The organism is Cytobacillus luteolus (assembly GCF_017873715.1).
Taxonomy (GTDB): domain Bacteria; phylum Bacillota; class Bacilli; order Bacillales; family Bacillaceae_L; genus Bacillus_BV; species Bacillus_BV luteola.
In genome coordinates this window covers 212602-236236 of sequence record NZ_JAGGKM010000004.1, presented here as the reverse complement: position 1 = coordinate 236236, position 23635 = coordinate 212602, and the positions used below count along the sequence as shown (strand labels likewise).

Sequence of the window (23635 nt, the reverse complement as noted above, 5' to 3'; positions counted from 1 at the left end):
TTTATAGCCATTCCAAATGCAGGGATACAGCTAATAAAATGAAAATGGCAAGTAAAATTACATCAAAGGTTGTTGGAAGTAGTATGGTGCGAATACCTTGGAATATAGTTATTGGAATTATAAACTGTACACAAACTGCTCGTGTTTGTCTCAGCCAAGGGGGATAAGAATAATGTTTAAACCGTCTTCTCATATAGTGTCCTCCTATTGAAACATTCTGTTGATATTACTAAAATATGCTGAACTAAATATTTAAGTTCCATTTTTAAGCATGTTTCATATACTGCAGTATAAAATATTAAAATTTTGGAGAAGATTATTGACGTTACGAACATTTTTTAGGTACTATATATAAAAGATATTAATGTTATGAAAAATTCTTATATAAACATACAGTGATTGGGAAGAGTACAATGTTAACACCTTCAGAGAGAGAAATCATTAGCTGTGAGATTTCTTAGGATGGTTAAATTGGAAGGTCGCCCTTGAGTAGCTATTATGATTGGAGTATTTCTCAAGTAGTAATAGCCGGCAATAGCCGTTATCGTTAGAGAGCTTAAATAGTACATTTTTTGTATTGTTTAAGAAAAAAGGTGGTACCGCGGAAATTAACTCCTTTCGTCCTTTATTGGATGAATGGAGTTTTTTATTTTGGAATTTTTTTGAAATGTTAAAAGGAGGAAGCATGATGGAAAATGAACAAACAATGTCTACGAAATATGATCCAACCACAATTGAAGCAAATCGCTATGAATATTGGCTTAAGGGTAAGTTTTTTGAGGCAACTAATGATCCTCAAAAAGAACCTTATACGATTGTAATCCCACCGCCAAACGTAACAGGTAAGTTACACTTAGGGCATGCTTGGGATACGACCTTACAAGATATACTTACCAGAATTAAACGTATGCAGGGCTATGATGTATTATGGCTTCCAGGAATGGACCATGCAGGTATTGCGACTCAAGCAAAGGTTGAAGGTAAACTTCGTGAGGAAGGAAAATCACGGTATGATCTTGGCCGTGAGAAATTCCTAGAAGAATCATGGAAATGGAAGGAAGAATATGCAGGCCATATTAGAGAGCAATGGGCCAAGTTAGGTTTAGGACTCGATTATACACGTGAACGATTTACTCTTGATGAAGGCTTATCAAAAGCAGTAAGAGAGGTTTTCGTTTCTTTATACAAAAAAGGTCTAATCTACCGTGGAGAGTATATCATTAACTGGGATCCAGCTACAAAAACTGCCCTTTCAGATATAGAGGTAATCTACAAGGATGTTCAAGGGGCTTTTTATCACATGCGCTATCCATTAGCCGATGGATCAGGTCATATTGAAGTTGCAACAACTCGACCTGAAACAATGCTTGGTGATACAGCAATCGCAGTTCATCCTGAAGATGAGCGTTACAAGCACCTTATTGGTAAAAAGGTTATTCTTCCAATTGTAGGTCGTGAAATTGAGATTGTTGGGGATGATTACGTTGATATGGAATTTGGTTCTGGTGCAGTAAAAATTACACCTGCACATGATCCAAATGACTTTGAAATTGGAAACCGACATAATCTAGAACGTGTTCTGGTAATGAATGAAGATGGAACAATGAATGCCAATGCAGGGGAATATCAAGGCCTAGACCGCTTTGAGTGTCGTAAAAAGATTGTAAAAGACCTTCAAGAAGCAGGCGTACTGTTTAAAATTGAAGATCATTTACACTCAGTAGGGCATAGTGAAAGAAGTGGAGCAGTAGTTGAACCTTATTTATCTACTCAATGGTTTGTAAAAATGCAACCACTTGCAGACAAAGCGATTGAATTACAATCTAAAGAAGAGAAAGTTAATTTTGTTCCTGATCGTTTTGAAAAAACATATCTTCGCTGGATGGAAAATATTCGAGATTGGTGTATCTCTCGTCAGCTTTGGTGGGGACATCGTATTCCTGCTTGGTACCATAAAGAGACAGGCGAGGTATATGTAGATCATGAGCCGCCAACAGATATCGAAAATTGGGAGCAAGACAATGATGTTCTAGATACATGGTTTAGTTCGGCACTATGGCCATTTTCAACAATGGGTTGGCCAGATGTAGAATCAGCTGATTATAAACGTTACTATCCGACAAACGTTCTAGTTACTGGGTATGATATCATTTTCTTCTGGGTATCACGTATGATTTTCCAGGGTCTAGAATTTACAGAAAAAAGACCTTTCGATGATGTTTTAATTCACGGTTTAGTTCGTGACGCAGAAGGCCGTAAAATGAGTAAGTCACTTGGAAACGGTGTAGATCCTATGGAAGTTATTGCCGAGTACGGTGCAGATTCACTACGTTATTTCTTATCTACAGGAAGTTCACCAGGTCAGGATTTACGTTTTAGTATCGAAAAGGTTGAAGCAACTTGGAACTTTGCCAATAAGATTTGGAATGCATCACGTTTCGCTCTAATGAACATGGACGGCTTAGCCTATGATGAAATTGACTTAACAGGTGAAAAGTCTGTAGCGGATAAATGGATTTTAACTCGTTTAAATGAGACAATTGAAAATGTAACAAAGCTTGTAGATAAATATGAATTTGGTGAAGTTGGACGTTTATTATATAACTTCATCTGGGATGACTTCTGTGATTGGTATATTGAAATGGCGAAGCTTCCACTTTATGGAGAAAATGAATCAGCTAAGAAAACAACCAGATCCATACTTGCTTATGTATTAGATAACACTATGAGGCTATTACATCCGTTTATGCCTTTCATTACGGAGGAGATTTGGCAAAACCTACCTCACCAAGGTGAGTCTATTACAGTAGCAGAGTGGCCAACGGTAAATGAACAGTTTACAGATAAACAAGCAGCTAGTGATATGCGTTTATTAGTAGATGTCATTCGTGCAGTTCGTAATATCCGAGCAGAAGTAAATACACCAATGAGCAAACAAATTAAATTACAAATTAAAGCAAAAGACGAGAGCATACTTCAACAATTAGAAACGAATCGCTCTTATCTTCAAAGATTTTGTAATACAAGTGAGTTAATTATTGCGACAACTGTACAATCAACTGAGAAATCAATGACTGCTGTAGTAACTGGAGCAGAGCTTATTCTCCCTCTTGAAGGTTTAATCAATATTGATGAAGAGGTAAAGAGATTAAATAAAGAGCTAGAAAAGCTTGATAAAGAGGTAGAGCGTGTACAGAAGAAGTTGAGTAATGAGGGCTTTGTAAAAAAAGCACCAGCACAAGTAATTGAAGAAGAACGAGCAAAAGAAAGTGACTATATTGAAAAAAGAGATGCTGTTCGTGCTCGTATTGAAGAACTAAAGTCATAAATGTATTGAAGAGACGAATTCTATTAGTAGAATTCGTCTTCAGTATGTTTTACTAAAAACGATAAATATTTGGAGGACATGAAAATGTTTACTACCTATGAAGAAGCTCTGGGCTGGATCCATTCAAGACTCAGACTGGGGATTAAGCCAGGTCTAAAACGGATGGAATGGATGATGGAACGACTTGAACATCCCCATGATAAGATAAACGCGATCCATGTAGCGGGTACTAATGGAAAAGGATCAACGGTTTGTTATCTTCGAAATATGCTCGAATGTGCTGGCTATAATGTTGGTACGTTTACATCACCTTTCTTTGAAGTCTTTAACGAAAGAATTAGTGTAAATGGTCATCCTATAGCTGACGAGGAGATTGTTAGATTAGCAAATATAATCTATCCTCTAGCCGTAGAGTTAGAGTCTACAGAGTGGGGTTCTCCTACCGAATTTGAAATCATTACTGCGATGGCATTCTACTATTTCGGCAATCAAGAGGATGTGGACATTGTCGTTTTTGAGACAGGCCTAGGTGGACGTTTAGATTCTACGAATATCATTAATCCTCTTTTAACGGTAATTACGAATATCGGTTACGACCACATGAATCTTCTTGGTGAAACTTTACCAGAAATCGCTTTTGAAAAAGCAGGAATTATTAAAGAGGGTGTACCTCTAGTATCAAGCGTTGAGCAGGAAGAAGCGATTAAAGTAATAATGGATAGGGCCACTTCATTACAATCTCAGGTATATTGTTTAGACCTGGATTACCACATAACAAATAAACGTCCTATTGCTTATGGAGAAGAGTTTTCTATTCGTACTCCAACTAATACTTTTCAGGAATTGATTATTACCATGAAGGGAGAGCATCAAATTAAAAATGCAGCGCTTTCACTTATGGCGATATCTGTTTTGCAGCAACAACACGATTTTATTATTAAAGAAACTCATATAAGAGAAGGTCTAAAGAGAGCAAGATGGATTGGAAGGTTTGAGACACTCTGTGATCGCCCGACTATTATTATTGATGGGGCACATAATCCAGAGGGAATTAACAGTTTAGTTAACACAATCAATACAAGATACAATGATCGTAAGGTTCACATTATATTTTGTGCACTAAAAGATAAAAAATTATCTGATATGATCATACCTTTAGAAACAGTTGCAGAATCACTTTCATTCACTAGCTTCGATTTTCCACGAGTTAGCTCGGCGAAGGAGTTATTTGATGTATCAACCTTTGAAAAAAAAGACTTTGATGAGGATTGGAAAAGTTGTATCACTAGAAAAATGAAATCAGTCACAAATGATGAAATTTTAATTGTCACCGGTTCTCTCTATTTCCTATCTGAAGTAAGACCATTTATTGTTGAAGAGTGTAAAAATATCTAAAAGTTACTGGAAATACAGGTAAATTGTACTAGTTTTATATGACAACTATCTGAAAATTTGTTAAAATAACATATACTTTATAAAAAGGTGAAGGAGGAAAAGACATGAATTCCAATCGACGTGCAAAAATAATCATATGGTTATTGTGGCTTGTTTTTGTGCCTTCTTCAACCTATTTAGCCTTTCTAGTAACTAAACCAGACATAGCAAGCTATAGTGCGGATATATTATTCTTTCTTATTCTAATTGCAATTGTCGGCTTTTTTCCAATTAAACTAAACAATACCCCGATCTTTTTATATGAGGGGATTGCATTAGCTGTCTTTCTATCATTTGGACTTTTTGCTGAGCTAGTATTTGCTCAATTTGCTTTCATGATTGTTTTATTAACAATAAGAATTGGATGGAGCGAACTTTATCGAATTCCATTAAATTCTTTAATATTTTTAATCACTTCAATTATTAGTGCTGTTGTTTTCTACCTTTTGGGTGGCACTCATAATGGAAATGACTTGGCATCTTTAGCCTTTCTAGTTCCTGCAGCTGCTTATGAATTAACAAAGTTTTTATCTAACCAGCTAGTAATCAACTTTTTACTTCGATTACTAAACGGTGATCGAATACACTTCTTCACTCGGGATACATTACGACAAGGTATTACGGTTCTTATTCAATTTCCTATCGGGATTATTTTGTATATTCTTTATACCGAGATGGGTGTAATAGCTACAGTTTATGTTGGTATACCATTCATTACTCTTTCGATTTTCTTTAAACAATATTATGCGAGCCAAAATGTTAATTACTATCTACAAAAAGCAAGTGAAATAGGTCATCAGTTAGCTGGGAGATTGCAGGTAGATGAGGTTCTCGACTTAATTATCCAAAAGCTTTCAACTGTCTTGCCCGTAGATTTTGCTTATATATTAGATGTGAAAAAGGACGGATTGCATCTCATTCGTTATGTTGAAAATGGTGTACAAAAGACTCTTTCAATTCCTCCTTTACAAAAAAATGAAGGTATTGGTGGTACCGTTTGGCAAACAGGACAAGCTGTTCTGTTTCATAAAAAGGAAGAGTGGAAAAAGATTACTCAAGGCTATCTTCCGGCGACAGTTGAAAGTATTATTTCAGTCCCTATCGTCCGAAATAAACAGATTGTAGGAGTTCTTGTACTTGCTTCAAATTCAAAAAGATCATATGAAAAATATCAATTGATGATAGTCGACTTACTCGTTTCCTATTTAGCTGTTGCTGTTGAGAATGCAAGACACTATGAGGAAACGAAAAATAAGAGTGAGCGTTGTGCCTTAACAAAACTCTATAATTATCGTTATTTTGAAGGATTATTAGAAGAAGAATTTAAAAAATTAGATTCTACTAATAAAGGCGAACCATTATCATTAATTTTACTAGATATCGATCATTTTAAAGCAGTTAATGACAATTTCGGTCACCAGAGCGGTAATTTAATCTTATGTGAACTTGCTAATCGACTAGTGAAGATGGTTGGTAAAAGAGGAACAGTAGCACGGTACGGTGGGGAGGAATTTGTAATCTTATTGCCGAACAAAGACAAATTCACAAGTTTACAAATTGCTGAAGATATTAGAAAGTTAATTGCTAATAACCCGTTTGTTTTTTACTCTGACCTAGATAATAATAGAAAACAAATTTCTGCTAAGATTACAGCTAGTATAGGAGTCGCCACTGCACTAGAAGACGCAGATGACCCTCTTGCCCTCGTTCGCCATGCTGACCGAGCGATGTATACAGGTGCTAAGCAGGCAGGTAGGAATAAGGTTGCGCAATATGTTAGTTAATACCCTCTTTATTCAGGAGGGTTTTTGGTTTTTAAGAAATATAATATTAATCAATATATACACTGAAAAATTAATAAGTGATATAATAGAAATAAGTATTTAGTACTAATTTTATATTATTATTTTGTAGCAGATAGGAGGAGGAACTAGATTGTCAAAAAAAATTATCAGTATATCAATTATTTTCATATTAGTTTTAACCCTATTTATAAATGAAACCTCACCCAAAATTGCTGCTACTACAATTGATAATGAATTAAAATATGAAATTTTAGAAATTATAGCAAACGGTGAATCACAAATAAAAAATGATTTAGATAATCGGAAATTTAATGTAACAACAATGAGAATGAAAAAATTTGTAGCACTTCGAGAAGAATTAGTAGGGAAGTATGATTTAATACTTCTTGCAAGCGGGGATTATAATCCTGCCCGTGTCAATAGTAGTCCCTCTCACACTGTCCAACAAAGAACGAGTGCTCATAACACTACGAATGTTTTAAATGACATTACAAATCTAAAATCAAATGAAATTATTAACGGCTTTATTAATAATGGTCAACCAGTACTTTTACACTCAGATATATTAAAACATACGAATAGTAAATTGTATAAGAACTTTTCAGTCTTCGCAAATACAAATAAAAAAAATGTAAAGTTCTACAATGATTCTATTACTCTTAAAAATCTTATAAATGATTTTTATTTAAATCAGTTTTCTAAACGTCCACGAATTATACTAAATGAAAGACCAGTAGAGTACGTTCAGAACACCCAACATTTCTATGAAGCTGGGGATTCAGTTAAATTTGATTTTTCAGTTGCTAATACAAATAATTCTAGTAACATTACTGCTAATCTTTATATAGATTCTAATTTTGATGGGAAGTATACACTAGATGAAATTGTCTTAACAAGAGGGATAACGTCAAACAAAGGTAGTATAGTATATGTTCTTCCACGGGGATATTCAGGGCTAAGAAACTGGAAACTTGAAATAATTGATCCAATAAAATCTAGTAGTGACTATAAAAGTGGTTCATTATTTTTTAAAGGCGAAGTCGTAAAAGTAAGAGTATTACAGGTGAAAAAGGATACAAGTTTAGCCGGTTCATTAAATAATTCAGCTAATAATGATGTAATGCGCCAGTCCTATTTAAAGAAAGATAAAGAGTATGAAATCATTATAGATGTTACTGATATAGACACGTTTAAGAAAAGTAGGTCTCTGTTAAGTGAAAACTCGAAAAAACTGTCTCATGAGTCTATTAATGGTACGTATGACATGCTTATTTTTGGTTTTGCAGATGTATATAACAGTGCTAGCTTAAATAGTAATGCAATAAATTCAATTCAAAGATTTATCGACACTGGTCAAAGTATTATGTTTACCCATGACACAATTTATAGTTCAGAAAATGATTGGGTAAACAACTTCATGGATGATACTGGACAAACTTTTCCAAGAACTGATCTTGGAACAAATGCTCCAAATATCACTACCAATACAAGAAAAGTAAATGAAGGTTTAATAACCCAGTATCCATTTCTATTGGATGGACAAGGATTAACTATAGCAAATACACACAATCAATATTACACGTTGGATTTAGAAGATGAGAGTATCACACCATGGTATAACGTTATCGGTAATACACGTGATCAAGATGATAGCTGGAATCACTATTACACTTATTCAAAAGGTAATATAACGTATTCTGGTACAGGTCATACAAATAATAAATTTCCAGATTCTGAGCAAAGATTATTTGTTAATACGATGTATCGCGCATTTTTAGGATCAAATCATGCTCCGGAAATTAAAGTAATTACTCCAATAAGTAATTCAACAATTCCAAGCCATCAAGTTATGGAAATTGCGTACAGTGTTGAAGATTTGGATTTAAAGGATCGTAAACTAAAGACGAGAATTCTATTTGATGATAAGGAAGTTTTTGTAGACCAACATATTTCTAACGGAGATACAGTAATCAAATCTTTCGAGAATCCTTTACCGAATGGTGGGGACTTGAAGATTACAATTGAGGTTTTGGATAAGCAGGGTGCCATTTCTAAACAAGATGTTTTTATTAATGTAAAGCAGATTTCTTCAAATATTGAAGTTAGTAGACAACTTAATAACCCAGTTAGTGTTATAGAAGTTGGTAAAACTAATACAATTGGTTATAAAATACAACCTAAGCCTCTACAAAATAATTTTGAAAATGGGATTACAGGAGTACGCCCAATAGGTGTAATTAACCCTACTGAAGGTTTTACAGTTAATAAGAAATACACGATTATTAATGGAAGTCAAGGTAATTCGGACCAGGATAGTGCTTTTAGTGGGAACTTTGCTGGACTATCATTTTATGGGTCAAACAAGAAAGATTTTGAAGAGGAATTAAGATTTGGATATGAACTTCCACTTCGAATTGGCGATATGATATTAACTTCGCCAGGAAACATCAAAAGGAAAACTGAGGAAGTAATTGAAGACCTTACAAAAGAAGGACCTTATAAGATGATCTTTCCTGTTATTGATGATTTTCCAAATGGAAGAAAACAAGTAGAAATAACCAATTTTGTAGAATTTGAAGTTGAGATTAATTCAAGTGGCGACATTATTGGTAAGTTTATTCGATATATTAACGGAAATAGTGATGCTACTCTGAAGGTTACAAATGTTCAGTTTAGAGAGACATTCCCAGCAGGCTTGGAAGTACAGTTACCAGAAGGTAATAACTTCACAAGAACCGGAAACGTAGAATCTGGTTATACACTAGAAGGCACATTCGATGATATCAAATATTCATGCGTACAAAATGAATGTAGTGCCGATCCCCTGGAATTTGCTGTTACTGTTTCTCCTAAGACAAAAGATCAATTTACATTAAATAATTCTAAGTTGCTTTTTAATGATATTAATTCTGAAAGAATTGAATCTAGTTTCAATTCACTTACCTTAGTTTCAGATTTTGCTATTACAAATGTTCAGTTACCAAGTGAAATAACTGTAAATAAGGGAATTCCAAATAATTTATTTCCTTCACTGAAGATTCAACCGGAAAATGCAACCGTTAGGGATATTCAATGGAGTGAGAATACTAACGGTGAAATAATTACAGTGGATAGCAATGGCATTATTCAACCAGTGCAACAAGGGACCTCTCTTGTTACTGTTACCGTTACTGATAGATTTGGCAATGTGAAAGAAGCTACTATACGTGTAACTGTTCGTGTTCCGATAGAATTGATTGTTGTAAATGATATGAGTATAGAGATTGGTGAGATTAAATCTATCCCACTTAGTGTATTACCACAGGATTCCACCAATAATTTAATTTTTGAAATTGCAAATCCTAACATTGCCAAACTAAATAGTATAGACGGTACGGTTAAAGGACTCAAGGAAGGAACAACGATGTTAACTGTATATGGTTACGGTTCATCTGGTCAGGTAATTACAGATAATGCAATAATCACAATATTGCCGGTACCAGTTCAATCTATTGAGATTAGTCCAAAGGAAGTTAGGTTATCAAAATTTGACGAGTACAATAATTTTACTGTTACAATTAATCCTAGTAACGCAACATATAAAGATATTAACTGGTCTTCATCAAACACTAATGTAGTGACTGTAAACTCAAATGGGAAAATAGTAGCGATGAGCACTGGGTCATCTAGTATTACAGTAACTACACGAAATGGGAAAAGTGCATCTGCAATCGTGTATGTAGGCTCTCCATTAACTAATATTTTAGTACCAACATCACCTATTATTATTGAAAAAGGTGAAGAACGTAACTTGAATCAATATATTTCACTTGTCCCGTCTGATGCAACTAATGTCAGAAGTATTAACTTTAAAAGTGAAGATAATTATATCGCTACGGTTATTAATTCACACATTGTAAAAGGGAAACGTCTTGGTGAATCCAGTATTGAAGTAAAAGTTATTGATGAAGATGGAAATGTTTTCACTAGATTCCTACCAATTAAAGTCGTAGAACCTGGTACAAGAGATACTAATGATGATAGAAGCAAATGGTTATATTAAACTGTGAAAAGCCTTAACATTCTTTTGTTAAGGCTTTTCTTCAAGTTTTTGTTAGGAGGGCTCGTTCTGAAGAAACTTATTATATTTTTAATTATTGTTACCACAATGACTATTTCAGGTTGTACTAAATTAGATAAGTTAAATAAAAATCAGACTGAAGAATTGTTTACAGCAGTAGAGGAAGCAGATCTAGAACAGGTTAAAATACTAACAGAGGAAAACATTGATTTAGAAAGTAAAAATGATAGCGGTGAAACTGTATTTATAATGTCGTTAAAATATGGCCTTCATGATATTGCTAATCTATTATTAGAAAGTGGCGCTAAGTCCAATTACGAGATATCTGAACAAAATCCGATTCCTGCATTAAGCTTATCAATATCAACAACACCCGATATTAAGGATACAGTTGACTCAGCATCTTTGGATTTAATAGATCAACTACTAAATAATGTAGAAGTTGATCAAAAGGATATGACAGGTAGTACTGCATTACATTACGCTAGTAGAAAAGGGAGTGCTCACGTAGTTAACAAATTATTGGATGCAGGTGCTGATCCCACTATAACAAACTCATTAGCTGAAACACCTCTACTATTAGCTTCTGCAAGAGGGCATTCTGAAGTAGTAAAAGCACTCATTGAAAAAGGAAGTAACGTTAACGAAATAGATAGTAACGGGTGGTCTCCTCTTATGTTGGCGATCTCAAATGATCACATTGAAGCAGCCCTGTCATTAATTAAAAAAGAAGCAAATGTTAATTATCAGACCCAAAATGAGGGTTACACAGCGTTAATGATTGCATCAGAATATGGCTATCAAGAAAGTGTAAGAATATTATTGGAAAATGGTGCAGAAAAGTCTCTCAAGGACAATTTAGGAGAGCAAGCAATAGATAAGGCTAAAAAATGGAATCATGACGAAATAGTTTCATATCTAAATGGAGAAAAGTAAAGAGTAGCTAACCCATAAAGGGTAAGCTACTCTTATTTATTTTTTATAAAATTTTATTTGATAACTAGATCATCTGCAATTAAATCTAATTTATTTACTAATGGAAGTCCTTGTTGTTGTTCTATAAAAATATTTTTATCGTATATAACCTTAAATCTAGCCTTTTGAAGGTCTTCACTTTGAGTAAGTAATAATTTATCATAAAGTCCAAGTGATTCTTCTGCATTTCCACGGAAAGTGTTGATTACCAATCCATGTGAATTAGTATTCGGTAAAAGTTGATTGCTATTTCCTTTGGCAAATAGTCCACCTCTAATATTTATGTTTGAACCAACAGCATATAAGATAGCATTCGAGTTAGTGTAAAAGTAACCTCTTAAATTTTCATCTTTGTCGGATGAATTTGTAAACTCATTGATTCTTGCTATATTAAGCTCACCCTGCACAATCATTACTATTTCCTTTTCTTTTTCATTTTGGTCTTTTACACCTGAAATATCAGCATTATAAATGGTAGCATCTCCAAGAACATAAAGGGTAGAATCAAAAGCAATATCTCCTCTAATGAAAACATCTCCTGTTACAAGGATGTTTGCAGCTATATTCATTCGCTCGGTTCCTGTATTTTCAAAAAATGCATTACCATCAAATATTAGCCAATGAGAATTTAAATAGTGCCCAGTATTAGGAGTTTGGTTACACTCATTATTCTCAAAATAATATCCCTTGAAGTTAATACAACTAACGTCTACATATATATTATCCGTGCCATTTGTGCTCTCAACTAAAATTGATTTGTCTTGCTGAGTTAAATCTTCAAAGTCTATAAAGTTATTCGTTATGTTATAGGAACTTTTTAAGTCATCTAGTAAGTTGTCAATTACTTGACGCTTATTGTCATCCGTATTTTCTTTATCTTCAAGGTATTGTGAATATCTATTCCTAATTGCTGGGTTAGAGAAGGATGCACCTGCAGCATCAAAGAGTTTATCAGCAAAAGTTGTCATAACGTCAACATCAATGAACTCATCATGAGATTTTTGATATATAGGAGCATTTCCTTTAAAGGAATTATTCAATTCAGCTCCTTCTTTGTTTACTCTGCTGAAAAGGGCTTGTTCTCCAATAAAATCTCCCGAGTTAGTAACTTGATAACATTGTGTACCATAAGAACATGAATACATATTCTCCTTTGCAAACAACAAGCTAGTAGGAGATGTTGTTGGAAAAGTTGTTAAAGTCGTCTTTTTATATCCATTATAAATATAGTTGGCTGAATTACTCACATAAAAGTCTTCTTGTACATAAATATTTCCGTCTATATAGGTACCACCATTTAAAGTAACATCAGTTCTTGATCCCAATGCATATTTCAAAAAGCTAGGGGAAGCCGAAATAATAACGTTCCTACTTACAATTTTATTCCCTGCCTTTTTCCTGATTTGATACACTCTTGTATAAAGTTTTTGCCGCATCTGTTCTCCAACATTATATTGTAGGGAGATATCAATATCTTCAGGTTTATCATAATCCAATTCATACTCATCTATTAATTCTAAGAGGAATTCATTTAGTTTAATTTCATATTCGATAGGTGTTGTTTTTGTTATGTCGACGTTTAACGTGTATACTTTCAGTCTTGCTATAACCTCATCGATACTTTTAATACTCTCTTGTAGAGTGATCGTTTCAACTTTACGAAATTCTGTACGTTTTGCTCCGCCAATTGATGCAGAGAGTATCGCCATACCTAATGTCATAAAAATTAGAGTGACCAATAAGACTAAAAGTAAACTTGACCCCTTTTGATTCATTAAATACCATTCCTTTTAAAATCCAAATTCACTAGTTAGTGTAATAGGTTCAACAGATAATCTATTTTCAGATGTGTACTGTTTGTGTTCCAGAGTAAGAGATAGATGAATCAAGGCACTTTTACATATATCAAAATAATCTCCATTATTATTTTGTTCTACCAAGGTTCTAGTACAGCTAAATGATAATTTCTTGTCCAAAGATGTGTCTAAGCTACTCTCCGTATTAGTCTTAATAGATATTTGTTGCGAATTAATAATCTGATTATTAATATAAAGATTATCGTTTTCGATTTTTATAGTAATTGTAGTTGAATTTGGATCGGGATTTCTATCAAGTTCCTTTGATACATCACCAGTAGGATCAATTTTATAAATTTCTTTGTTAGCAAATGAAATACAATTCTCACCACAAGATTCAATTGTGTCAGGAGATAGTTCATAGATTTCATTTAAAACCATCGATAATATATAATCGGCTTCATCACGAAGCTGCCCTTCAATACCAATCTTCTCATAAGCTTTTATACCCGTTATAAATACACCATAGATTATTCCCACTATCATTGTTGAAATGGAAAGTGCAACTAAAAGCTCGATAACTGTAAATCCTTGTTCAGATCCTTTAACTCTACCTTTATCGTATAGATTCATCTGTGATCACACCTTCTATTACTATTGGAGGATTAACATCTACAGTTACTGTAATACCTACAAGATAACCATTAAGTTGAACTTTTTCTTTTTCAGGAACGTTTTCTTTATTGTATTCGTATAGAGAAATCTCGATATTATCATACACAATATTATTAATGGTGGGCTTTAGAACAGCTTCACAAGCAAGTCTATTATTTGAATCTAAAGATGTGCAGATTTCTTTATATGTAATCGATGTATGAGAGATTAAATTCTTTATAAAGTCAAAATCTTGCCGTTCCATATAAATTAATGCATTTCTCGCTACATTGAGGGCGACAGTTCGATTCTCATTCATTTTGGTATATGAATATGCCTGAGTGAAAAGAGATAACATACCTATTGTCACTACACTAAGAATTGTAATAGAGAGCAATACTTCTATTAATGTAAAACCCTTCTTATTCTTTATAATTTTCAATAGAATCATTTCGTCACCTTCTTTCAAAATACCTAATTTTATTATACAATAACTAATAGTCGATATTTGTCCAATTTCGGTGAATTTTGTATTTTTTAAAATTAGTAACGCATCTTATATAAAAAAATTAGGAAAGAGGTGAGATGTTGGAAAACATTTTGTTTGCCTTTTTAGCACTTATTTTATTAATTCCTTTACTATACTTTTTGCCATTAGGCTTTAAAAAACAAGGTAAACTAATAATAGTTGGGATTTCTTTACTGTTGGCTTTATTCGGATTACTTGCCAATACAGTATTTAATCTTTGGCAAACATCTCTACTTTTATTAGTATTTGCACTAGCAGCAACTTACTTAATTGAAAAAAGACTTAGTACACTTATCTTTGCTGATAAAGGATCCTCGCGATTGGAAGAAGAGGTCGAAGTCTCTAACGATCATGTAGTTTCCTCCAGTGAAGAGGAAACAGAAGGAATAATAAATGAAGAGAAAGAAGTTGAAGCTGAAAAGTTCTCGGCTACCTCAGAAACCTTACTTTTAAAAGACGCAAATGAAGATCATCAAGAGGATAGTCTATCACTCGAGTTAGATGAAATAGAGTACTTTAGCACTGACCCTAAGGATGGAATAGATGATGATACCATCGGAAAGGTTAGTGAGAAAGAACTCGACGAAGAATGGTTTGTTGAGAAGACACAATCTGATGATTTAAAAGATCAAACTCTGGTACATAATGAAGAGACAACAACAGAAACAGAGGAAGTTAAAGCAGAACAGAACGATGCGGATGATGCTAGTATTGTAGATTACAATATAGATGAGATTATTAATGAGGCAGAAGCAAATACAGTTGAAAATGAGCTTGCTCACACAGTTGATAATACAGAAGAAACTATATCCTTTGATACCTTAGAAGAATTAGATTTTATGGAAGAAGATTTACTTACTGAAGACGAGATCCGACTTGTGGAAGAAGATGAATATACAATCGAGGAAGATAAACATCAAGTAGATGAGGAAGACATAATTGATGAAAAAGACCTTCTAGTTGAAGATGTGGCCACAGTGATTGAAGAAGAAACTGAAGTTGTAGAACATGATCTTATCGAAGAGGAAGTCAAAGTGTTAGAAGAAGATCTTGTAGAAGAAGACGAAGTTCAAGAAGAAAAGGGCGTAGAAGAAGAAATCGAAGTCATAGAAGAGCAGCAGTTCGAAGAAGAATCTGAAGTGGTTGATGAAGAGTTGGTTGAAGAAGAGCTAGAAATAGGAATCACTGAAGAAAGTGTAAAAACAAAGCAGGTTAAGCAACAGATGATTCACACAATGGTAGCTCAGCTTCAGCATAGTAGAAAGTATCTTTCTTCTAAAGAGTATGTGAATCAAGTACAGGCACATTTGCATCCTAGCTTACCTTCTGTTGATTACTATACTTTTGCCCATTTATTAATTGAACATTTCATTTCTGAACATAATGATAAGGAGCTTGCTTCCTTAATAACCCATTTGAAAGAAAAATTTACAAATTATGCAATTATTCAACAGCAATTGCAATTTTTAGAGGAATATTATTGTAAAAAATGACTATTTTTTTGTCGATACATGGTACAATGAAAGATATGAATAAGTCGTGAATTATATAGAAATGGTGTGGTGAACATTATGAAAAAGAGTACACAAATCGTGAGCCTTCCAATCATTAGTATTTCGGAAGGGCAACAAGTTGGAAAAGTTAAATCTCTAGTGATTAATCCTGATAAAGGTTCTATTGACTTCTTAACAATCGAGCATGAAGATTGGCAAGTTAGTGTAAAGGCAATTCCTTTTAAAAAAGTTGTGGGGATTGGTGAGTATGCTGTAACTGTTGAAAGTGATAGTGCAGTAATTGACTTAAACGAGATTCCAATTGCAAATCAATTAGTGAATAAGAAAATTAAAATCACGAACACTAAAGTTATGACACGAAAAGGAGAGTTACTTGGTGAAGTAACTGAGTACTTTATCGATGATGAAACAGGTAACATTTTAGGTGTTTTACTTAACCTGCCAAATCGTGAAGTAAGTCTAGCTTCTGACTCTATTTTAACTTATGGGAAAGATATCATTATCGTCAAAGAAGATGCTGCTTCTCATTTTTTAGATTCAGTTGATCAATTGATAAACCCTGTCGTGGCGACTGAGACTTCAGTTGATTCATTCATAGACGAAGTTACAAACACTCAACAACCTACTTCTGGCTCTACTTTTGATCCGTTTGAAGGCTTAACTTTAATTGAAGAAGACGAAGAAGTAAAAGCATTAAAAGAAAAGCAAATTGAAATCCTATTAGGCAAAACTGTACAAAAGGACATTTTTGGTACAGATGGGCAACTATTATTCCATGAGGGAACTGTTTTAACTGAGAGTGATGTAATGAAAGCGCAAGAAGAAGGACCAGGAATAGTTGTAGAATTATCCATGCATGTCGAAGCTTAATACAAAGGAGGCAGATAGGTGAGGAACTTGCGTGAACTAAAGCTATTAGCTGCACTAGTTGTTTGCACAGGTTATATTTTTAGTTTCTCACACTTTGGTGCTTTTGCGTATGAATCAGTATTTAGCGACGGTAACAAGTTTGATGTCGGGACAATGATTGGACCAGTAGACATTTCAAACTTAACGAAAGAAGAAGCGATTAGTAAAATAGAGAATGAAATACATAATTGGGGCACATTGACTCAATTAACCCTTAAGAATAAAGAAAACGATCAAGTAATTAATACTTCATTGTTTTCTTTTTCGATTACAGAGAGTGTTTCAAATGCTCGAAATGGAAAACAGTCGCCTCTACTTGTTGCCCTCTTAGATGAACATCTTATAAGTGCTTTACAAGAGGTTGCTGAAGATTCGCTAATAGAGAGACTAGAGTTAAACGAACTGCAATCTGAACTTGAACAAATTGCAGAGGAGCTACAACCTGGTAGTTATTCATTTGAACTACTGCATTATGGAGCTAACAATGATGAATTCGAGGTAGTTGCTGAGAGCATTGTTGGAACCTCAACTTACCACAATGACATTTCAAACATGCTTACTAGCCTCGCTAACATAAACGTACCAGCTCAGGGTACATTTTCTCTTCTAGAAACAATTAATGAACTGGGTATCGGTAACGTATCTACAGATTCACTAAGTATTGTTGGATCGGCTCTATACAAAGCGATTTTGTTAACAAATTTTGATATCCTTGAACGACATGCAAGCCGAGAATTACCAGTTTATGCAGAATTAGGTTATGAAGCTAGAATTCTACCAAATCAAAAGGATTTTGTTTTTTATAATCCAAACACGACTGATTATAGTATTAATTTTGAACTTTTTGAAGATCGGCTTTATGTATCAGTTAGTGGATCTCCTTTCATTTATGGCTATCAAGTAATGATGGAAACCAGAGCCTTTAATCCGAGAACAATTTTACAATACAAAAGTTCTGTACCCGTAGGAGAGACGGTAGTACAGACTGAAGGAACAAAAGGTTTTTTAGTTCCTGTCTATCGGTTAACAATGCAGGATAGTATAAATATTGTTGATAAAACAAAAATAGCCGAAGACTTTTATCCACCTATACATCGGGTTGAGTTAAAAAGTATCGTTAGTAACCAAGCAGAAGGAAACCAAGGAAATGATCGAATAGATTTTCCAAGTGAAGAGTCACCTTCTGAACAAAATGAAACTGAGCCGAATACGGATTCAGGAGATGCTGGAAATATAAATAATCCTATTGAAGACCCAGACGATGATGATGATGATTTATGGGGAACACCAGGTGCACCAATAAAAGGTGAATAATTGGTAAAGTAGGGGTAACAAATGAAACAAGTCAGAAAAAGATTAGGGGATTTATTAGTTGAAGCTGGTCTAATTACGCAAGACCAGCTTCAATTAACATTAAAAGAAAAAAGTGAAACACAAAAGCTAGGAGATGCACTGTTACAACAGGGATTTATAACAGAGCAACAATTAATTGAGGTCCTCGAGTTTCAGCTAGGAATTCCTCATATTAGCTTATTTAGATACCCATTTGACCCTAAGTTAACATCCTTAGTGCCAAAGGAATTCGCAAAGCGTAATTTACTTATCCCTTTAAAAAAAGATGGAGATAAATTATTCATAGCTATGTCAGATCCAATGGACTTCTATGCAATTGATGATTTGCGTCTTACTACCGGCTTTCAGATCGAAACTGCAATTGCTACAAAGGATGATATTCTTCGCGCAATAACAAAGTACTATGATATAGATGATAGTATGGATGAGTTACTTAGTGAAATAAAGGTAGGTCAACCTGTTGAGGAAGATAAAATTACCGATAATGACTCGCCTGTTGTTAGATTAGTAAACCAAATTCTTCAAAATGCAATCCAGCTACGTGCGAGTGATATACATATTGACCCACAGGAGACGAAGGTAATTGTTCGGTACCGAGTGGATGGTGTGTTAAGGACAGAAAGAACACTCCCTAAACATATGCAAAGTGTGTTAACAGCACGTATAAAAATCATGTCTAACTTAGATATCACAGAGCATCGTACGCCTCAGGATGGTCGAATGAAGATGAATTTAGAGTTTCATCCAGTTGATCTACGTATTTCTACGTTGCCTACCGTGTTTGGTGAGAAAATAGTAATGCGTATCTTAGATTTAAGCAGCGCGCTGAATGATATTAATAAACTAGGATTTAACAAATTGAATCATAGTCGTTTTCTTAGCCTTATTGAAAAGCCAACGGGAATTATACTAATTACTGGACCTACTGGCTCAGGGAAGTCTTCTACACTCTATGCAGCTCTTAATCGCTTAAATAGTGAGGAAGTTAACATTATTACGATTGAAGATCCTGTTGAATATCAGTTAGAAGGTGTTAATCAAATCCAGGTAAACCCAACAATTGGTATGACCTTTGCAAAGGGATTAAGATCGATTTTACGTCAAGATCCAAACATTATTATGGTCGGAGAAATACGCGATCGCGAAACGGCAGATGTAGCAATTCGAGCATCTTTAACAGGACATCTTGTTTTAAGTACTCTACATACGAATGATTCAATTGGAACGGTCACAAGGTTAATGGATATGGGAGTAGAACCATTCTTAGTAGCATCATCCTTAAATGGTGTAGTAGCTCAAAGACTAGTACGTAAAGTTTGTAGAGACTGCTCAGAAATACAAGCACCTACAAAAAGGGAGCTTGAGATTTTTTCAAAAAGAGGGATTACGGTTTCTGAAATTACTAGAGGAAGAGGATGTGGAACTTGTAATATGACTGGTTACAAAGGTCGAATTGCAATCCATGAATTACTTGTCATAAATGATGAGCTCCGTCGAGTGATTATGAATGGAGAATCACTTTCAAGATTAAGGGAATTAGCCATGAAAAATAAAACCATCTTCCTGCTTGATGATGGACTACTAAAGGTAAAACAAGGCTTAACAACAACTGAAGAAATATTAAGAGTGGTAATGCCAGAGTAGGTGAATGAAATGAAAACAAAACTTGATCTTCTATTACGAGCAGCTTTTGAATTAAAGGCTTCAGATATCCATTTAACAGTCGGAGTACCTCCTGTACTTCGGATTAATGGTGAGTTGAAAAAATACGGAAAAGAGATAATGAAACCGGCTGATACAGAAGGTATGGCAAAGTCGATTATTTCTGATGCTATGTGGCCACAGTTTATTGAAAAAGGAGAGCTAGATTTCTCCTACGGGATATCTGGGGTCTCACGATTCCGTGTAAACACTTTTTTTCAGAGGTCTTGCATAGCACTTGCCATCCGTGTTGTCCCAACAACAATTCCAACAATTGACGAGCTTGAACTTCCATATGTTTTGAAAAAATTAGTGACAAAACCACATGGGTTGATATTAGTGACAGGACCTACAGGAAGTGGTAAATCGACAACGATTGCTGCAATGATTGATCATATGAATCAAACAATGAGGAAGCACATTATTACGCTTGAAGATCCAATCGAATATCTACATAAACACGGAAATTGTATTATCGACCAACGAGAAATTGGCTTTGATACAAGAAACTTTTCTAACGGACTTCGCGCATCATTAAGGCAAGATCCTGATGTGATTTTTGTTGGGGAAATGAGAGACTTAGAAACGATTCATACTGCGATTACTGCAGCAGAAACAGGTCACCTAGTGTTTGGAACACTACACACATCGAGTGCACCCACTACAATCGACCGTATAATCGATGTATTCCCAGCCACACAACAAGCACAAATTAGAATACAACTTGCCTCTGTGCTAGTTGCAATTCTCTCACAGCGATTATTTCCAACTGCAGATAAAAAAGGAAGAAAAGCAGTTACAGAAGTGTTAATTAATAACTCTGCCATTTCTAATTTAATTCGGAACGAAAAGATTCATCAAATTATTAGTGTCATGCAAACAAGCCGAACACAAGGAATGCATACACTAGAAGTTCGTTTGAAAGAATATGTCCAAGCAGGTGTGATTTCAGCCGAAGCAGCACAACCATTTTTACAGGAGAGGCAAGAATAGATGCCAAAATTCCGTTATCAAGGCAGAGATAAAAAAGGAAAAAAATCAGGTATTATTACTGGTCCTTCAAAACGTGATGTAATAGGGAAACTACAGGAAACAGGTATAAGGGTCATAGAGATACAAGAGGTTCCAGAAACATTGTTAACGAAAGAAATTATCATTGGAAATCCGGTAAAACTTCAAGACTTTGTTATTTTTATGAGACAATTCTCTACCCTTTTAAAAGCAGGTGTCTCTGTTGTTGAGTCAACAAGGATTTTATCAGCACAAACGGAAAGCAAACAGTTAAGAAGGGTCCTCGTTGAAATCGAAGCAGATTTGAGAGAGGGAAATCCCCTGTCAACAGCTGCTTCTAGGCATAAAAAAATCTTTTCGCCAATGTTTATCAGTATGGTAAAAGCAGGTGAAGCGGGTGGAAACATGGACGAAACCCTTGATCGCCTTGCAGTTCATTATGAAAAACAGCATCGAACGAGACAGAAGATTGTATCTGCATTAGCTTATCCTATAACGGTAGCAATCATAGCTGCAATCGTCGTTATGTTCCTCTTAGTAGCAGTTGTTCCAACTTTCGTTGATATGTTTGCTGGATTTGGAGCTGAGCTTCCTGCAATTACTCAATTTGTCCTAAATGCGAGTGCGTTTATGCAAAAAATGTGGTGGCTAATCATTCTAGTTGCACTTGCGTTATATGGAGGTTTCCTGGTACTAAGAAATGACAAAAAGGGTAAGTACTTTATAGACTATTTTTCGTTAAGAATGCCAATCTTCGGTAACATGCTTCAGAAAGCTGCATTAGCAAGAATGACTAGAACCTTAAGCTCACTATTCTCAAGTGCTGTTCCAATCTTGCAGGCTTTAACTATTGTAGAGGATGTTGTGGATAATGAAGTGATTACCAAAGTTATCCGTGAGTCAAGGGACTCTCTTGAAAGAGGACAATCCTTAACGGAACCGATGAGACGTCATTGGGCTTTTCCACCACTTGTTACACAAATGATCGCGATTGGTGAAGAGACAGGTTCTTTAGATGAAATGCTAGGGAAAGTAGCTGACTTCTATGAGGCTGAAGTAGAAAGTAGTACGGACCGACTTAAATCCCTTATTGAGCCACTTATGATTGTACTTTTAGCGGGAATCGTCGGTACAATTGTAACCTCAATACTAGTTCCGATGTTCGACATCTTTAACAAAATTCAGATGTAAAAACCAGAAAAAAACAATAACGTGTTTGATTTTGTCATGTTATAATACACATAGGACAAAATTACTATATGGGAGAGGATGAAGCAAATGTTTAAGAAAATGAGAACACACTTAAAAAATCAACGTGGATTGACATTAATAGAACTACTAGCTGTAGTTGTTATTTTAGGGATTATTTCGGCGATTGCTGTGCCGAGTATTGGTGGGATAATACAGAAAACACAAAATGATGCTATTAAAGCAGAAGCTGTTCAAATATTAAATTCTGCTAAGCTTTATACAGCAACTAATGGAAGTACTCCTCCGACACATTTAACTCATGCGGACTTGGGAGAATACCTTGAAAACGTTAATGATGAAACATATAGAGTGTCTTATATGACTTTAGCAGATGGAACAGTTACTTACTTAATTAATGGTCATGATGCAAACGGACTAGATAATATAGATGGCACTGCTATCGCGCAACAGGCGAACTTACCTGCAACTGCTGTAGACGGAGCTACATTAGGAGATCTAGATTAATCGGTTATATACTACTTTTTCACAACAACCCTTAAGGGTTGTTGTGAAACTATAGAGGTAAAACTATGGAATTAGTAATATCAACTTATATATTGTTAGTAGCCCTCCTCCTAGGCTCCTTCTACAACGTCGTAGGCCTTAGAGTACCAAACAATCAATCAATCGTCGCGCCACGTTCAGCGTGTCCAAATTGCAAGCACCAATTAACAGCAGTGGAGTTAATCCCTGTTTTTTCGTATTTGTTCCAAAAAGGAAAGTGTAAATCTTGTAACACACCAATCTCGCCAATTTACCCATTTGTTGAATTAATGACGGCAATTCTTTTTACGATTTCACCTTTTCTGGTGGGCTGGTCAAAGGAATTGATTATCTGCTGGACCTTGATTTCACTATTTATGATAATCTTTGTGTCAGATGTACATTATATGATTATTCCAGATAAAGTCTTAATGTTCTTCTTTTTCGTTTTTCTAGTAGAACGAATGTTTATACCACTAACACCTTGGTGGGATTCATTGCTAGGTGCCCTAGTTGGATTTACCCTCCTCTTACTCATTGCATATCTAAGCAAAGGAGGAATGGGTGGCGGAGATATAAAATTATTCGCGTTACTAGGGTTTGTCTTGGGGTGGAAGCTAGTCTTACTCTCTTTTTTTCTTTCAACTCTTTCAGGTACACTTCTCGGAGGGCTCGGCATGTTAACCGGAAAAGTAAAAAGAGGGAAGCCCTTCCCTTTTGGCCCTTCTATTATAATTGGAACACTAGTAGCTTATTTCTTCGGTGACAAACTGATACACTGGTATCTTCACTTTTTTATCTACTAACAAACAACGCTATAAGGAGTTTTTAC

17 protein-coding genes and 1 other annotated feature are annotated in these 23635 nt (G+C 34.8%); of the genes, 13 read left to right on the top strand and 4 right to left on the bottom strand.

What is annotated here, in order from left to right; genetic code table 11:
- Position 1 precedes the first annotated feature (1 nt).
- Complete coding sequence (locus J2Z26_RS13220; RefSeq protein ID WP_193535641.1) at positions 2–193, bottom strand: hypothetical protein; 192 nt, start codon at positions 191–193, stop codon at positions 2–4.
- A gap of 193 nt (positions 194–386) precedes the next feature.
- Positions 387–629 (top strand) — a binding site (T-box leader).
- Between the two features lie 56 nt (positions 630–685).
- Between J2Z26_RS13220 and J2Z26_RS13215 the strand changes: the two genes are divergently transcribed.
- From J2Z26_RS13215 to J2Z26_RS22150, 5 genes are all read left to right on the top strand, one after another.
- Complete coding sequence (locus J2Z26_RS13215) at positions 686–3328, top strand: valine--tRNA ligase (RefSeq protein WP_193535639.1); 2643 nt, start codon at positions 686–688, stop codon at positions 3326–3328.
- 84 nt (positions 3329–3412) lie between these two features.
- Positions 3413–4723, top strand: coding sequence for a bifunctional folylpolyglutamate synthase/dihydrofolate synthase (locus J2Z26_RS13210; protein ID WP_193535637.1), 1311 nt, complete (start codon positions 3413–3415; stop codon positions 4721–4723).
- A 104-nt stretch (positions 4724–4827) separates the two neighbouring features.
- Positions 4828–6546 carry a sensor domain-containing diguanylate cyclase gene (locus J2Z26_RS13205; protein WP_193535635.1) on the top strand — a complete coding sequence of 573 codons (1719 nt, stop codon included), beginning with the start codon at positions 4828–4830 and terminating at the stop codon, positions 6544–6546.
- A 151-nt stretch (positions 6547–6697) separates the two neighbouring features.
- A complete protein-coding gene (locus tag J2Z26_RS13200; protein ID WP_193535633.1) occupies positions 6698–10609 on the top strand; it encodes an Ig-like domain-containing protein in 3912 nt (1303 codons plus the stop codon).
- Between the two features lie 3 nt (positions 10610–10612).
- A complete protein-coding gene (locus J2Z26_RS22150) occupies positions 10613–11563 on the top strand; it encodes an ankyrin repeat domain-containing protein (protein WP_209794358.1) in 951 nt (316 codons plus the stop codon).
- A gap of 53 nt (positions 11564–11616) precedes the next feature.
- On the opposite strand, the gene J2Z26_RS13190 is transcribed toward J2Z26_RS22150, so the two are convergent.
- Genes J2Z26_RS13190 through J2Z26_RS13180 form a run of 3 tightly spaced genes read right to left on the bottom strand, consistent with a single transcriptional unit; the run spans position 11617 to position 14503 of the window.
- Positions 11617–13377 (bottom strand): hypothetical protein, encoded by a 1761-nt coding sequence (locus tag J2Z26_RS13190; RefSeq protein WP_193535629.1) that lies wholly within the window; start codon positions 13375–13377, stop codon positions 11617–11619.
- 15 nt (positions 13378–13392) lie between these two features.
- Positions 13393–14031, bottom strand: a complete 639-nt coding sequence (locus tag J2Z26_RS13185) for a PilW family protein (RefSeq protein ID WP_193535627.1) — start codon at positions 14029–14031, stop codon at positions 13393–13395.
- On the bottom strand, positions 14015–14503 hold the full coding sequence (locus tag J2Z26_RS13180) for a type IV pilus modification PilV family protein (protein WP_193535625.1): 489 nt from the start codon (positions 14501–14503) through the stop codon (positions 14015–14017). Before J2Z26_RS13180 ends, J2Z26_RS13185 begins: the two co-directional genes overlap by 17 nt.
- Positions 14504–14640: 137 nt before the next feature.
- Between J2Z26_RS13180 and J2Z26_RS13175 the strand changes: the two genes are divergently transcribed.
- The 8 genes from J2Z26_RS13175 to J2Z26_RS13140 all read left to right on the top strand — a co-directional run bounded on the left by J2Z26_RS13175 (position 14641) and on the right by J2Z26_RS13140 (position 23609).
- Positions 14641–16074 (top strand): hypothetical protein, encoded by a 1434-nt coding sequence (locus J2Z26_RS13175; protein WP_193535623.1) that lies wholly within the window; start codon positions 14641–14643, stop codon positions 16072–16074.
- 78 nt (positions 16075–16152) lie between these two features.
- Positions 16153–16965 (top strand): PRC-barrel domain-containing protein, encoded by an 813-nt coding sequence (locus J2Z26_RS13170; RefSeq protein WP_193535621.1) that lies wholly within the window; start codon positions 16153–16155, stop codon positions 16963–16965.
- A gap of 18 nt (positions 16966–16983) precedes the next feature.
- Complete coding sequence (locus J2Z26_RS13165) at positions 16984–18318, top strand: VanW family protein (protein ID WP_193535619.1); 1335 nt, start codon at positions 16984–16986, stop codon at positions 18316–18318.
- 21 nt (positions 18319–18339) lie between these two features.
- Positions 18340–20001 carry a GspE/PulE family protein gene (locus J2Z26_RS13160; protein ID WP_193535618.1) on the top strand — a complete coding sequence of 554 codons (1662 nt, stop codon included), beginning with the start codon at positions 18340–18342 and terminating at the stop codon, positions 19999–20001.
- A gap of 9 nt (positions 20002–20010) precedes the next feature.
- Complete coding sequence (locus tag J2Z26_RS13155) at positions 20011–21051, top strand: type IV pilus twitching motility protein PilT (RefSeq protein ID WP_193535617.1); 1041 nt, start codon at positions 20011–20013, stop codon at positions 21049–21051.
- Positions 21052–22260, top strand: coding sequence for a type II secretion system F family protein (locus tag J2Z26_RS13150; protein ID WP_193535616.1), 1209 nt, complete (start codon positions 21052–21054; stop codon positions 22258–22260).
- Positions 22261–22347: 87 nt separating this feature from the next.
- The gene (locus J2Z26_RS13145) at positions 22348–22785 is read left to right on the top strand and encodes a type II secretion system protein (protein ID WP_193535615.1); all 438 of its coding nucleotides are present in this window, start codon (positions 22348–22350) and stop codon (positions 22783–22785) included.
- A 65-nt stretch (positions 22786–22850) separates the two neighbouring features.
- Entirely contained in the window at positions 22851–23609 is a 759-nt protein-coding gene (locus tag J2Z26_RS13140) for a prepilin peptidase (protein ID WP_193535613.1), read from the top strand.
- Positions 23610–23635: the final 26 nt, after the last annotated feature.